Here is a 14,172-nt window from a genome sequence, read left to right as displayed (position 1 = left end):
TCTTAAGCGTCACCTAAGCCGAAAAATTCGCGGACTTTATCCACAGCATTGAAGGAATCCGTATTTGGCCCTATGCTCGCCGGCATTTCTTTGCTAGAGGGAATCACGTGCCCGAGGCCCTCCATGGTCCACAGCTCCACGGGAAAGTCGCCGTCGTAGTAGGTGGACGTTATCCTGGGGATGGGCTGGCTTTCGCGGGGCGGGCGGCAGCCATTGGCAAGTGCGAAGTGCTCCGCGGTGGCGGGAGCAGAAAGCACGCACCCGCGAGTTTGCTGCCCATCGATGGCGGCAAGCCCGCCATAATAGGGCGCAATCGGATCCTCGGTGCCGTGGATAAACAGCAGCGGGGTAGGCCGGTAGCCATCGGGGTGGGTGGGGGCGTGATTGGAGCCCTCGCCCAGCGTGGAGGCGAAGACGCAGGCGCCGGTGAGGGTAAAGGGGGCATCGTAAAGCAGGCGCAGCACCATTTGCCCGCCATTAGAATAGCCGGCGGCGAAGGTGCGCGCGGTGGAGTACTCACGCTGCATGGTCTCGATGAGGAAGGTGCTAAAGGCAACATCGTCCACCCCGAGCTCGCGGGCGCGGACCGGCAGGTTGGCGCGGGTGTCGTTGAAGTGGTGGTCGATGCCATCGGGGTAGACGATGAGGGTATTGGTGGCATCGGCAAGCGCGTCCACCGTGCCGTTGGTAAAGCGGCGAATAACGTTGGCGGACTGGTGGGAGCCGTGGAAAAACAGCAGCAGATCCGGCTGGGGCCCGAGGTTCTCGGGCTCGATGACGATGAAGCGGCGGGTGTGGCCAGCCACATCCGCGGTGCGGCGATGAATATGCATGCCCGCCGAGTTTAGTCGGCGTGGTGGGCCTCTGCGGCGCTGCGGTTATCGGCGTGGAAATGCTTGGCCGCTACCTCATCGCGGATGGCGCGCTTGCCCTGCCGCCAGCCGATGAACCGGCACACCAGGTAGATCACAAAAGAAATGGTGGTCACGAAGACGGAGACCGGTAGGCCTGGCGCCAGCGAAAGGATGAAACCGCCAACGGCGGAGACCTCGGCGAAGATGGTGGACCACAGCACCGCGCGCAGGGGCGAGGAGGTGATTTGCACGGCCGCTGCGCCGGGGGTAATAAGCAGCGCCATGACGAGCAGCGAGCCGACGATTTGCACCGACTGCGCTGCGGCGAGGCCGACGAGGACGGCGAAGGCGACGGAGATGGCGCGGGTGGGCACGCCGGCGGCGCGGGCCATCTCAGGATCGGCGGAGGCAAAGAGCATGGGCCGCCAGAGGAAGCCGACGGCGGCGACGATGATGACCGTGGTGGCGGCCAAAAGCCACACCGAGGCGGAGGAAACGCCGACGATTTGGCCGGTTAAAAGCGTCATCGCCGTATTGGAATTGCCGGGGTAGAGGTGCAAGAACAGCACCGAGAGGCCCAGGCCAAAGCTCATGACCACGCCGATGGCGCTGTCTTGCTGGCCTTTAAAGCCCAGCATAGCCAGGATGATGGCGGCGACGATGGCGCCGGCGACAGCACCGAAGCCCAGGTTGAGGCCGAAAAGCAGCGCCGCGGAGGCACCCATGAGCGCCAGCTCAGAGGTGGCGTGGACGGAAAAGGACATCTGGCGCAGCACGATGAGCGAGGTCATCACGCCAGACAGGATGCCCAGCAGCGCAGAGGCGATGAGCGAGGACTGCACGAAGTCCACGCTGAGCAAGTATTGGGTATCTTCCCAGAAATTAGACAACGATGAGCCTCCCGTCGACGTTTAAGACATTGACCTTGGAACCGTACAGTTCCGAAAGGACCTCGGAGCGCATGACCTCATCGACCGCGCCGAAGGTGTGGCCATTGGGCGCGATGTAGAGGACCTTATCCGTCACCCCGAGCACAGGGTTGATGCCGTGGGTAACAAAGATAATGGAGGTCCCGCGCTCGCGGCGCAGCGAGTCCAGCTTGTTAACCGTGGCATTTTGCCGGGCGGGGTCGAGGGAGAGGAGGGGCTCATCGGCAAGAATAAGGTCCGGGTCATTGGCCAGGGCTTGCGCCTGGCGGATGAGCTGTTGCTGGCCGCCGGATAGCTGGCCGACGCGCCGGTCCCGCAGCCCCGTGGCACCTACCTCTTCCAACAGCTCGTCCACCCGTCCACGGGGTGGGTGCCGGTGGCGGAATACCCCGTGCGCCACGGAGAGCGAAACCAAGTCGCGGGCGCGCAGGGGAAGGTCAGCGGGGAACATGCGCTGCTGGGGGATGAACCCGACCCGGCAGTTGACGTCGACGCGGCCGCTGGTGAGCGTGCGGGTGCCGAGGATGGTGCCCAGCAGGGTGGACTTGCCCACGCCATTGGGGCCTAAAACGGCGATAAACTCGCCGCGGTCCACGGCGAGGTTAAGCTGTGACCACAGCGGGTCTACTGCGGCCTCATGGAATTCAACGAGCACTAGTGCTTCCCCAGCTTGCTCGTGACTTCGTCGTAGTATTCCCAGAACTTCTTGCCGTCTGGCGGGGTCTCGCCGATTTCTACGATATCGACGTCGTTGTCCTCTGCGGCGGACTTGATGCGGCTTGCAGTATCGGTTTCGGTCTGGGGGTTGAAGATGAGGAGATCGACCTCGCCATCGTCAATGGCCTTGATGAAGGCGGCGACATCGGCAGTAGCGGGCTCGCCTTCGGAGATGGTGGCCTTGCGGAAGCCCTCGGGAGTGACGTCCTTGGTGTCGGTGTACTTCATGAGGTAATCGGCGATGGGCTCGGTTTGGGCGTAATTCAGGCCATCAGGAAGCTGCTTGAGCTTATCGCGTAGCTGGTCCACGTGGGAGTCGATCTTCTCGGTGGTGGCGCCGGCGTCGGAGTATTCCTCGTTGATTTGGTCCGCGATGGATCCGGCGACCTCTTCCAGAGCGGCGGGGTCGTACCAGATGTGCTCGTTGCCTTCGATATTGGTGACCTTGTCCGGATCATCCTTGGCGGTGGCCTTCGCGGCATCGATGGTCATGACATCGGGGTCCTCGTCCAGCTTGCCGTGGTCCGTCAGCGGCAGAGCGGAGATGATGTTGTCTTGATCAGAAACGGCCTGGTAAATCCAGGCATCGTAGCCGCCGCCGTTGACCACGAGCATGTCGGCGTCGTTGGCCTTGGCTATATCGGCCGCGGTGGGTTCGAAGTGGTGGGGGTCGGTGTCGTTGCCTTTCACGATGGGCTTTACCTCGATGTCGACGCCGGAGGCGGTATCGGCCACGGCCTGGGCAACATCGGCCCAGATGGAGGTGGAGGCGACGATGGAAAGCTTCTTTTCGCCGGAGTCGGATCCGGAGCCAGATCCAGAATCTGCGGAGCACGCGGCGGTGAAAAGGAGGCCACTTGCTGCGAGTAGGGCTGTTGTTGCGCGTAGTGACGTGTGCATACCCTCCAGTGTGCGTTTGCTGGCAATCGTTGTCAATTGAACATGCATTGAAAATCCGGCGTTACGGCGCAGGGTAAGGTAACAGGCATGGTTAAACGCAGCCCCACCCGGAAGACACTGGCCTCCCTCGCCGCGGAGTTGGGGGTTTCGCGCACAACCGTATCCAACGCCTATAGCCGCCCTGACCAGCTCTCCCCGGCAACGCGGGAGCGCATTTTGGCGGCCGCCAAGGCGCGCGGGTACCCGGGGCCCGATCCCACGGCGCGCAGCCTGCGCACCCGCCGCGCTGGGTCGGTGGGCGTGCTGCTGACCGAGCACCTGTCCTACGCCTTCGAGGACATGGCGTCGGTGGATTTCTTGGCGGGAATGGCGGAGGCATCGGCAGGCGCGCAGACCACGCTGACGCTGATTCCCGCCGGCCCGGAAGGCGAGGCGGAGGCGACCAGCCTAGTGGGTTCGGCCGCGGTCGATGGCTTCGTGGTCTATTCGGTCGCCGCGGGCGATGCCTACCTCGCGGCCGCGCGGGGCCGGGGTCTGCCGCTGGTGGTCTGCGATCAGCCCACCGATGCGGGGCTGCCGTTCGTGGGCATTGATGATCGCGCGGCGATTGCCCCGGCGGCGCGTGCGCTTATCGATGCCGGGCACCGCCACATTGGCATCCTCGCCATCCGCCTGCGCCTGCAGCGCCACGACGGCCCGATTTCCTGGCAGGAAGTCCAGGACGCGGAGATGCATGTGCAACGCTCGCGGGTGATGGGCGCGCTCGATGTCTTCGCCGAGGCGGGCATCGCGCCCGAGTCCGTGCCCGTGGTCACGCAGCACATTAACGATGCCCATACAACCCGCGCCGCCGCCGAGCTCCTGCTCGACGCGCACCCGGAGCTTACGGCCGTGTTGTGCACGACCGACTCCATGGCGCTCGGCGTGCTGGCCTATGCCCGCGAGCGCGGGCTGAGCGTGCCAGAAGATCTATCCGTGACCGGCTTTGACGGCATCGATGCGGCGCAGCGCCTCGACCTGGCCACCGTCATCCAGCCCAATAAGGCCAAGGGGGCTGCGGCCGGGCACATGCTGGAAAAGCTCATCGCCGGCGCGACAGATACGGCGGGATCGGCTAGCGCGAAAGCGGCGTCACGCGGTGCTGACGAGGCGCAGGCGGTGCCGCGGCGGGTGCTGCAGACGCGGTTCGCGCCGGGGAAATCGGTTACTGCACCGCGGCCGCGCGGGCGGTAGCGAGTTCGGTGAGGAAGTGGGCGACGGCGTCGACATCGGCAAGCTGTACGGCGGCGATGGAATCGCCCTCGCCCACCTTGACGCCCACGTCTGGCGGCTGGTGGAGGGCGCGGAAGCCGTGCTCATCGGTGATGTCATCGCCCAAGAAGACCATGGCGGTGGCGCCGGTGCGCTCGCGGAGGGCCTCAAGCCACGTGCCCTTGGTGGCGGTGGTGGCAGAAAACTCGATGACGGACTTGCCAGCGGTGCGCGGGAAACCGGCCGTATCGAGCGCCAGGCCCGCCTCGTAGGCGGCCGCGGCCTGCTCTGGGTTCTCCAGCTCGAGCGAGCGCAGGTGCAGCACGCGCTGGAAGGGCTTGACCTCCAGCTCCGCGCCGGGGAAGCGGTCTATGATGCCGCGGATTTCTTCCTCCTTACGCGCAAGGTGCTCGTGCATGGCGGGGGTGAGCTCGGTCTGCTGCCAGGAGGACTCGGCGCCGTGGGAGCCGCCGAAGAGGACGGGTTCGCGCAGGGGGCACACGCGCTGGAGGCCCTCGAGGTGGCGGCCGGATAGCACCGCGGCGGTGGTGCGCGGCAGGTGGGCCAATTGGTCGAGGGCGCGGGCGGCATCGGCGTTGATTTCCACGTCATAAATGGCGGTGGCAAACGGAGAAAGCGTGCCGTCAAAATCAGAAACCACGGCGAGCTCTTCTGCCGCGGCCAAGGCCTTAATGGTGGTAGAAAGCGTCATGGCATCACATGCTACCCGCGGGAGACCAGCTTGATGGAGGGCGAATCTACCTCATCGGTATCCAGCTCCAGAATGAGCTGGTTATTGCTGTTAACGGTGTAGATAAAATCATTATCCGAACTAATGAGGTTGCGCAGCAGATTATCGGCCCACACGGAACCGCCCTCGCAGTCCTCATCGGTGTCGTCGTACTTGACCTCATCGAAGTGCAGCTTGTTGCCATCGCGGATGTTTTCGCGCTCGTCATCGGCGGTGTAGCTCAGCCGGGCCGCAAGGCGGGTGCAGCCGGTGGTGCCCACCATGGTGGATTCACCGAAGCTAAATTCCGGCGCGTGGGGAATCGACTCTGGGATGGTGGATGCCGCATCCGGCGCGATATTGATGGAGACTACCTGCCACTGCTTGTCCACAATCCGGTCATCGCCCGCAGGCTGCGGGGTGTCGTCCTCGGATCCGCAGGCGGTAAGCAGCGTAACGGCGCCCAGCGCTGCCGCTGCAGCGGCGCGTGAGCGGGGGTGGGAAAGAAGCATTAGGAGTCCTTTCCGTGCGGGTCGGAAGCTTGCGAAGCGGTTTCGGTCCGGGTAGTACGCAGGCAGCCCAGGAAGGACTGCGACCACAGCCGCACATCGTGGCTCATGACCTGTTCGTGCATGGTGAGCATGCGCTGGGTCATGGTGAAGGGGGCATCGGAAAGCGCGCGCACGGCGTTGAGCAAGGCGCGTTTGACGGACTCGATGTCGAAGGGATTGCACAGGTAGGCCTCATCGAGCTCCGCGGCCGCGCCGGCGAATTCCGAGAGCACCAGGGCACCGGAACCGTCATCGTGGCAGGCCACGAACTCCTTGGCCACGAGGTTCATGCCGTCCTTAAAGGGCGTGACCAACATGATATCGGCCATGCGGTAGTAGCAGCGCAGCACGTCCTTGGGCACGCCGCGGTGCTGGTAGTGCACCACGGGGTGGCCCATGCGGGAAAAGCGGCCGTTGATGCGGCCGACGGCCTCCTCGACCTGGGAGCGGGTGGCCTTGTAGTGGTCGAGACGCTCGCGCGAGGGCGTGGCCAGCTGCACCAAGGTGACTTCTTCCGGGTCCAGGGCGCCGGTTTCCAAAAGCTCCTCGAAGGCGGTGAGGCGCTGCAGGATGCCCTTGGTGTAATCGAGGCGATCCACGCCCAAAATGATGCGCTTGGGGCTGCCCAAATCCTTGCGCAATTGGGCTACGCGGCGTTTATCCTCGTCGCTAAACTGGCCGAAATCCTGCGCGGCGATGGAAATGGGGAATGCGCCGACGCCTACGGTGCGGCCGCCGGGGAGGCGGATATGGGCGGTGACATCGCGGGTGGTGGCCTCCCCACGCACCTCGAGGCCCTGGCGGCGGGCCAATTCCAAGAAATTGCGGGCATTGGCCTCCAAGTGGAAGCCGATGAGATCGGCGCCCAGGATGCCGCGCACCGTTTCCTCGCGCCAGGGCAGCTGCCGGAAGAGATCGGGGGAGGGGAACGGGATGTGCAGGAAGAACCCGATGGTGAGATCGGGGCGCATTTGCCGCAGGATGCCCGGCAATAATTGCAGCTGATAGTCCTGCACCCAGACCGTCGCGCCTTCTGCAGCCACGTGGGCTACCTCGTCCGCGAAGCGGAGGTTGACCTCGCGGTAGGCATCCCACCAGTCGCGGTCATAGGTTGGGGTGACGATGAGATCGTGGTAGAGCGGCCACAGCGTGGCATTGGAAAAGCCCTCGTAAAAGGCCTCAAAATCGGATTCGCTAAGCCTGACCGGGTGCAATAACACCCCGGCCTCGGTGCGGAAGGGCTCGGGCGCGGCATCGGCGACGCCGGGCCACCCCACCCAGCAGCCCTGGTGCGCTTCCAGCACCGGCGAGAGCGCGGTGACCAGACCGCCCGGAGAGGGCGTCCACGTCTGGCTGCCATCGGCCGCGGTAGTTAAATCTACCGGCAGGCGGTTTGCCACTACTACGAAGTCATTGCCGCGCTCACTCATAGCCCAAGACTAGCTTAAGACTTCTTGGTCGACTTCTTCGTTGCTTTCTTCGTCGACTTCTTGGTGGACTTTTTGGCCGCCTTAGTGGTCTTCTTGGTCGACTTCTTAGTGGACTTCTTCGAAGCCTTGGAGGTCGATTTCTTGGTGGCCTTCTTTGTCGACTTCTTCGGCGCGGAATCGGCCTGTTCCGCCAATACCTTCTTATGCACCAGGCCCTTGGGCTCGACACCCAGCATGGACATCAAGGTCACGCCGTCCAAGAAGTCTTGGGAGTAGGTCGCCACCACGCGGCGGGCGGCGCGGGCGGTTTCCTCTGCCAGGGCAATGTCTTGTTCTGCCTGTGGGTGCGTGTCTTGGACCTTGGGTGGCACGGCGAGTCCTCCTGAATGTTGGGAAAGCTATCAGGCTAAATATTGTACGCTACCGGCGGCGTTTAGGGCTCTTCGGGTTCCTCCCCGCCGGGCTTGGCGGATCCGGATTCCTCCGGCGCGGGCGATTTCTGCCCGGGCACCGTATAGGTGGTGCGCTCGGTATCCTGCGGCTGGGCCGGCCACTGGGAGCCCGCCGGCCACAACTCCTCCGCGGGAGTGGTGCCTGGGGCGTGCTGCTGGGGCTGTGCCTGTTGCGGTGGCTTTGGTCCTAGCGTGGGCGGCAATTCGGGGCGGTTGACACGTGGGGCAAAGGGGGACATCGGCACGCGCGGGATGCGCGGGGCCTTGCGCGCCAGGTTCGTTGCCTTGTGGAAGGAGAACCGGCCGATGCGCTTGAACGCGGAGTACGGGCGGAAGTACTTCGGGCGGCGCAGACGGCGGGCGACGCGTTCGCCAAAGACGACGCCGGCTGCCAGCGCGCCGGAGATGGCCAGAGCGGTGGCCAGGTTGGTAAAGCCGGTAATCATCTGCTCGTTGATGGCGGCATACATGCCGCGGTAGAGCATGAGGCCCGGCAGCATGGGCGTATAGCCCACGATCATCGTAATGAGCGGCGGGATGCCCCACCGGCGCGACATCAAACCGCCGGCCAGGCCCACCACGATGGCGGATATACCGGAGGCAATCACCGGGCCGACGCCGAAGGGCACGACCACGAAGTAGTAGAAGACCATACCGGCGGCTGCGGTGAGGCCTGAAAGGGTAATTTCTATCCAATTAGCCCCGCAGGCCAGCGCGAATGCGGCCGAACCCGTGCCGCCGAGGAGCACCAGAAGGGGAATCTTGTGATAAACCGGCGGCGCCAAGGTGCCCATTGGTGGCAGGTCAAAGCCCATGGCGGAGGCCAGCTGAATGCCCACACCCACGCCGGCGATGATCGCGCCCGTTGATAACAGCGCGGAGAAAAAACGCGCGGAAGAGGTCACGGGGGAGCGGGTGATGCCATCGACAAGCGATTGCACCAGCGTCAGCCCCGCCACCAGCACGATGATTCCGGACGCAATGATCTGCGCCGGTGACATGTTAATGCCGAAGGCGGCGGCAACGTTATACAAAATCGCGGCCGGGAAGACGGCCAAGAAGCCACCGACGACGTTTTGATAAAAGGGCGGGAGGCGGTAATTGGCCAACCAGTCATTAAGCCCCATAATCAGCGCTGAGACCACGAAGGCAATGAGGCCGACGAGGAGATCGCCGCCGAGCATCATGGAAATCAGGCCACCCATGCCGCCCCAGCCGAGCATCACCGTGGACGGCTTATACGGCGCTGGCATGCGATCGATGTCATCCAGGCGCTTTTCCGCCATCGCGGGCGGCACCCTACCGGAGTGGATATCGCGGATGAGCCGGTCTACTTCCGAAAGCTTGGAAAAGTTCACGCCCACATCCGGCACCACGCGAAAGACGTGGAGGTTCTGGCGCTTATCGCCCGTGCCGATCGCGGTGTGGATGGTGATGGTATTCATCAAGATATCCACGTGGCAGTAGTGCAAACCGTACGACGACGCCGCCAGGTGCACCTGCGCGCGTGCATCCGAGTTGGCGGATCCTGCGCTAATGAGCAGCTCGCCGATGCGCGCGGCAATCTCCATCACGCCCGTGACCTGGGCGGCATCGGTCAGATCGACCGGGGCGAGTGGCGATGGTGGGGGTGCGGCTTTGGCCGCGTCAATGATGGCGACTTGGCCTGCGGATACGCGCAGGCGCTCCCGCATAGCGGACAGTAGTGACACGAAAATAACCCTCGAAAAAGCGGTGGGACACTAGTAATAATTTCAGCCTGAACTTTAACCCTTGTGGGGCGCAAATGCATACAAGGGGGACCGGCTTTCCACTTGGGCGAGGTCCTCGGGTACCATGCAACGAGCGGAAGAATTTCCGCGGTGCTGGAGTGGCGCAATTGGTAGCGCAACGCACTTGTAATGCGTAGGTTGCGAGTTCAAGTCTCGTCTCCAGCTCAAAAAACTACCCCCTAGCTGCACAAACAGTTAGGGGGTAAAAGTTTACAAGTTAGCTAGGTGGCTATTTACCGGCTGCTTTGCGCAGACAGCGCCCCGGACTTCGGGTTACCGCGGAAGCACCAGGCGGTAAGCACCGCGAAGATGAAGGTGCTGAAGGCAAGCCCGCCGACGGTGAGGAAATACGCGGAATCATACGCCGCCGCGGCAGCGTCATGCGTGGCCGGCGATGAGAGCGCGTCGGTGCCTTGCGGGGCGAGGGCATCGGGAAGCTTGTGCGTCATCAGCAACGGCACGAGGGAGCCGGTAATGGCGATGGAAAGCAGCGTGCCGAATTCGTAGGAGACGGCTTCCACGCCAGAGGCCATGCCCGCGCGGTGGGACGGGGCGGCATTGATGATGGCGGTGGAAGAAACGGACATCGAGGAGCCAGCGCCTAAGCCGGTGAGGATGAGGCCGGTAATAAATACCGCGAGGTTATCGGCGCGGTCGGCCCAGATGATGCCCAGCATGCCGATGGACATGCTCAGGAAACCGCCGCTGATGATGGGCAAAAAGCCCACGCGGTGCAAGACGCTGCCGCCCACAATGGCGGTGGGGATGGCCGCAACCGCCATGGCGGAGATGAAAAGGCCGGCGTCGAGGGGCGAGAGGGCATCGACAAGCTGCAGCTTTTGGGTAGTAAGCAGTTCAAGGCCCGTAAGTCCAAACATGGCGCCACCGGCGGTGAGCACGCCGCCGGTAAAGGTGGGCGAGTAGAAGATGTCAAAGGTCAAAAGCGGATCATTCAGCCGGGTTTGCCGGTAGGCAAAGGCTGCGGCGCCGAGCAAGAAAGCGGCAATGGAACAGGCCAGCAGCGCGACATTGATCTGGGCGGCCGCCGCAGTCTTAATGGCCAGGACCAGGCTGGACAAGGTGATAAGCGCATAAAACGAGGAGGGGAAATCCCAGTGCTTGTGCGGGTTCGGCAGGTTGGGCGGGCTAAGGAGGAAGGTGAGGATGATGGCGAGGGCCACGATGGGCACGTTGATTAAAAACACCGAGCCCCACCAGAAATGCTCTAGGAGGAATCCGCCCACGGTGGGCCCGGCGGCAGCGCCCACGACGGCGACGGAGCTCCAGATGCCGATGGCTTTATTGCGCTCTACTTCGTTGGGGAAGGTCAGGCGGATAAGCGCCAGGGTGGAAGGCAGCATGATGGCAGCGCCTAGGCCCAATAGGGCGCGGCCGGCGATGAGCAGCCAGGCATTGGGTGAATAAGCCGCAAGGAGGGAGGCTGTGCCGAAGGTGGCTAGGCCAATAAGGAACATCAGGCGGTGGCCAATGCGATCCCCCAACGTGCCGGTGCCTAGGAGCAAACCCGATAAGACCAGCGTATAGGCATTGATGATCCACAATTGCTGCATGTCTGTGGCATACAGCTGCTGCGTTAGCTGCGGCAGTGCCGTATAAAGGATGGAATTATCCAGGCCCACCATGAGCAGCCCCAAGGACACCACGGCAAAGAAAGACCACCGCTGCGCCGGGGTGGAGGACGCCGCGGCCGCGCGGTGTGGCGGCTTCGTGGCGGTATCAGGTGACTCGATGCTCATCGCTAGAAACCGTAGCGAATCAGTGTGTGATATTTCAGGTTAGTATTGCCTTCCTCACAAGTGGGCGGGCGGTGTGAGTATGTAGGAATTGCTGGACTTTCCTGCATGTTTAGTAGCACAGTGGTACTAGAACAGTTAAAGAGTTAAGGATGATGTTTAAATGGCACGCAATTACGCAGAACAACTTGTTGAGACGCTAGAAAAGCAGGGCGTCGAGCACATTTATGGCCTCGTGGGAGACTCCCTCAACCCGATCGTGGACGCGGTGCGCCGCTCCTCCATCGAGTGGATCCACGTGCGCAATGAGGAAGCAGCGGCCTTTGCCGCGGAGGCGGACTCGCTGACCACCGGCAAGCTCGCCGTATGTGCGGCCTCTTGTGGTCCGGGCAATACCCACCTCATCCAGGGCCTTTATGATGCCAACCGCAATGGTGCCAAGGTGCTGGCCTTGGCATCGCACATTCCTTCCCGCCAGATTGGTTCCCATTTCTTCCAGGAAACCCACCCGGAGCAGATCTTCCAGGAGTGCTCCGGCTACTGCGAAATGGTCATGTCCGGTGACCAGGGCGGAGTAGTGCTGCACCACGCCATCCAGTCCACCATGGCGGGCAATGGCGTATCCGTGCTGGTTATCCCTGGCGACGTTTCTACCGAAGAGGTTGACGATGACACCTTCGTAGAATCCAAGATCTCCACCGGCCGCCCGGTGGTTTACCCGGACCCGGCAGAGGCCGCAGCGCTGACCCAGGCCATCAATGAGGCCGAATCCGTCGCCTTCTTCGTGGGTGCCGGTGTGAAGGATGCCCGCGAGCAGGTGCTGAAGCTGGCAGAAAAGGTCAAGGCCCCCATCGGCCACGCGCTCGGCGGCAAGATGTACATCCAGTACGATAACCCGTTTGACGTGGGCATGTCTGGATTGCTCGGCTACGGCGCCGCGCACGAGGCCACCCACGAGGCGGACCTGCTGATCCTCTTGGGCACGGACTTCCCGTATAACGACTTCCTGCCTAAGGGCAATGTGGCCCAGGTCGATATCAACGGCTCCCACATTGGCCGCCGCACCAAGATCTCCTACCCCGTAACCGGTGATGTTGCCGCCACCATCGAGAATATCCTGCCGCACGTGGAGGAGAAGAAGGACCGCTCCTTCTTGGATAAGATGCTTAAGAAGCACCACGACAAGCTGGAGCACGTCGTGGAGGCTTATACCTCCAACGTGGAAAAGCACACCCCGATCCACCCTGAGTACATCGCGGATCTCATTGACCAAGAGGCCGACGATGACGCCATCTTCACCGTCGATACCGGCATGTGCAATGTCTGGGGCGCGCGCTACATCACCCCGAATGGCAAGCGCGAGCAGATCGGCTCCTTCCGTCACGGCACGATGGCAAACGCCCTGCCGCAGGCCATCGGCGCGCAGCAGGCTAACCCGGGCCGCCAGGTCATTACCTTCTCTGGCGACGGCGGATTGTCCATGCTCATGGGCGAGCTGCTGACGGTCAAGCTGCACCAGCTGCCGGTCAAGATGTTCGTGTTCAATAACTCCTCGCTGGGCATGGTCAAGCTGGAGATGCTGGTGGGCGGCATTCCGGAGCACGAGACCGACCACGAGTCCGTGGACTTTTCCAAGATCGCAGAAGCCGCAGGCATCAAGACCTTCCGCATCGAGGATCCAAAGCAGGCTCCAAAGCAGATCAAGAAGGCCTTGGCTTATAACGGCCCTGCGCTTATCGATGTCGTCACTGACCCCAACGCCCTGTCCCTGCCACCGACGCTGACCTTCGATCAGCTCCTGGGCTTCTCCAAGGCCGCTACCCGCACCGTCTTCGGCGGCGGCGTGGGCTCCATGCTGTCCATGGCCAAGTCCAACCTGCGCAATATCCCGCGCCCGCAGGACTTCTAAGCCGTAACTGCCAAAGAGCGCGCTAGCCACGCTTTCTTTTCCTACCGCGGATTTCGGTCCGGGTGGAGAGGGAAGCGTGGCTTTTTGCTTTCACAGGTTTCAGCCAGAAACTTATCAGTAGGCTAGAAACTGGGTTTGCCATGATGGCTTAGTGAAGCTTGCACGCACGCAGGTGTGCAGATAACAGGAAGTAATAGGAGCTACAGGACGCATGGAAGACAATAAACTTGCCAAAGTCCTCGTCGTTGATGACGAGCCGAATATCGTGGAACTACTGACGGTATCGTTGAAGTTCCAAAATTTTGAGGTCTACAGCGCTAACTCGGGCAATGAGGCCTTGCGCGTGGCGCGCGAGGTAAACCCGGATGCCTATATTTTGGACGTCATGATGCCGGGCATGGACGGCTTTGAGCTCTTGGGCAAGCTGCGCCAGGAGGGCCTGGACGGCCCGGTGCTGTACCTAACTGCCAAGGACGGCGTGGATCAGCGCATCCACGGCCTGACCATCGGCGCGGACGATTACGTCACCAAGCCCTTTAGCCTTGAGGAGGTCATTACCCGCCTGCGCGTGATCATGCGCCGCGGCGGTGCCGCCGAGGAGTCTTCTAATGACGCCACCATGAGCTATGCCGATCTGACCTTGAATGACGATACCCACGAGGTCACCAAGGGTGGCGAGCTCATTGAGCTTTCGCCCACGGAGTTCAACCTCCTGCGCTACCTCATGCAAAACAAGGAAGTGGTGCTGTCTAAGTCCAAGATCCTGGACAACGTCTGGCACTACGATTTCGGCGGCGATGGCAACGTCGTGGAATCTTATATTTCTTACCTGCGCCGCAAGATCGATACCGGCGATACGCAGCTTATCCACACCGTGCGCGGCGTTGGCTATGTGCTGCGCACCCCGCGGTCCTAAACTGACG

General features: G+C 62.5%; 13 protein-coding genes and 1 tRNA gene. 4 read left to right on the top strand and 10 right to left on the bottom strand.

Annotated features, from left to right (window positions below):
- Nucleotides 1-2: 2 nt before the first annotated feature.
- The 4 genes from CACC_RS09945 to CACC_RS09930 are packed head-to-tail and all read right to left on the bottom strand — an operon-like array spanning nt 3 to nt 3,448.
- Entirely contained in the window at nt 3-833 is an 831-nt protein-coding gene (locus tag CACC_RS09945; RefSeq protein WP_005279553.1) for a CE1 family esterase, read from the bottom strand.
- Nucleotides 834-844: 11 nt separating this feature from the next.
- Nucleotides 845-1,744 carry a metal ABC transporter permease gene (locus CACC_RS09940; protein ID WP_005279554.1) on the bottom strand — a complete coding sequence of 300 codons (900 nt, stop codon included), beginning with the start codon at nt 1,742-1,744 and terminating at the stop codon, nt 845-847.
- Nucleotides 1,737-2,438, bottom strand: a complete 702-nt coding sequence (locus CACC_RS09935; RefSeq protein ID WP_005279555.1) for a metal ABC transporter ATP-binding protein — start codon at nt 2,436-2,438, stop codon at nt 1,737-1,739. Before CACC_RS09935 ends, CACC_RS09940 begins: the two co-directional genes overlap by 8 nt.
- A complete protein-coding gene (locus CACC_RS09930; RefSeq protein ID WP_005279556.1) occupies nt 2,438-3,448 on the bottom strand; it encodes a metal ABC transporter solute-binding protein, Zn/Mn family in 1,011 nt (336 codons plus the stop codon). The genes CACC_RS09935 and CACC_RS09930 overlap by 1 nt, the downstream gene beginning before the upstream one ends.
- Before the next feature lie 39 nt (nt 3,449-3,487).
- Here CACC_RS09930 and CACC_RS09925 point away from each other — a divergent pair, with 39 nt between their 5' ends.
- Nucleotides 3,488-4,633 (top strand): LacI family DNA-binding transcriptional regulator, encoded by a 1,146-nt coding sequence (locus tag CACC_RS09925; protein ID WP_005279557.1) that lies wholly within the window; start codon nt 3,488-3,490, stop codon nt 4,631-4,633.
- Here CACC_RS09925 and otsB read toward each other — a convergent pair.
- The 5 genes from otsB to thrE all read right to left on the bottom strand — a co-directional run bounded on the left by otsB (nt 4,605) and on the right by thrE (nt 9,526).
- Nucleotides 4,605-5,363, bottom strand: coding sequence for a trehalose-phosphatase (gene otsB / locus CACC_RS09920; protein ID WP_005279558.1), 759 nt, complete (start codon nt 5,361-5,363; stop codon nt 4,605-4,607). The genes CACC_RS09925 and otsB overlap by 29 nt on opposite strands.
- 11 nt (nt 5,364-5,374) lie before the next feature.
- Complete coding sequence (locus tag CACC_RS09915; RefSeq protein ID WP_005279559.1) at nt 5,375-5,893, bottom strand: META domain-containing protein; 519 nt, start codon at nt 5,891-5,893, stop codon at nt 5,375-5,377.
- Complete coding sequence (locus CACC_RS09910) at nt 5,893-7,362, bottom strand: alpha,alpha-trehalose-phosphate synthase (UDP-forming) (RefSeq protein ID WP_005279560.1); 1,470 nt, start codon at nt 7,360-7,362, stop codon at nt 5,893-5,895. The genes CACC_RS09915 and CACC_RS09910 overlap by 1 nt, the downstream gene beginning before the upstream one ends.
- 14 nt (nt 7,363-7,376) lie before the next feature.
- Complete coding sequence (locus CACC_RS09905) at nt 7,377-7,733, bottom strand: hypothetical protein (protein ID WP_005279562.1); 357 nt, start codon at nt 7,731-7,733, stop codon at nt 7,377-7,379.
- A 62-nt stretch (nt 7,734-7,795) separates the two neighbouring features.
- The gene (gene thrE, locus CACC_RS09900) at nt 7,796-9,526 is read right to left on the bottom strand and encodes a threonine/serine exporter ThrE (RefSeq protein WP_005279564.1); all 1,731 of its coding nucleotides are present in this window, start codon (nt 9,524-9,526) and stop codon (nt 7,796-7,798) included.
- A gap of 152 nt (nt 9,527-9,678) precedes the next feature.
- Here thrE and CACC_RS09895 point away from each other — a divergent pair.
- Nucleotides 9,679-9,751: transfer RNA gene (locus CACC_RS09895), tRNA-Thr, on the top strand.
- A gap of 68 nt (nt 9,752-9,819) precedes the next feature.
- Here the strand turns inward: CACC_RS09895 and CACC_RS09890 are convergent.
- Nucleotides 9,820-11,343 (bottom strand): MFS transporter, encoded by a 1,524-nt coding sequence (locus tag CACC_RS09890; RefSeq protein ID WP_005279566.1) that lies wholly within the window; start codon nt 11,341-11,343, stop codon nt 9,820-9,822.
- A gap of 160 nt (nt 11,344-11,503) precedes the next feature.
- Between CACC_RS09890 and CACC_RS09885 the strand changes: the two genes are divergently transcribed.
- A complete protein-coding gene (locus CACC_RS09885) occupies nt 11,504-13,249 on the top strand; it encodes a pyruvate dehydrogenase (RefSeq protein ID WP_005279567.1) in 1,746 nt (581 codons plus the stop codon).
- Nucleotides 13,250-13,460: 211 nt separating this feature from the next.
- Entirely contained in the window at nt 13,461-14,165 is a 705-nt protein-coding gene (locus CACC_RS09880; RefSeq protein WP_005279568.1) for a response regulator transcription factor, read from the top strand.
- Nucleotides 14,166-14,172: the final 7 nt, after the last annotated feature.

This window comes from Corynebacterium accolens, from assembly GCF_023520795.1.
GTDB lineage: Bacteria > Actinomycetota > Actinomycetes > Mycobacteriales > Mycobacteriaceae > Corynebacterium > Corynebacterium accolens.
This window is presented reverse-complemented; position numbering and strand designations above follow the sequence as displayed.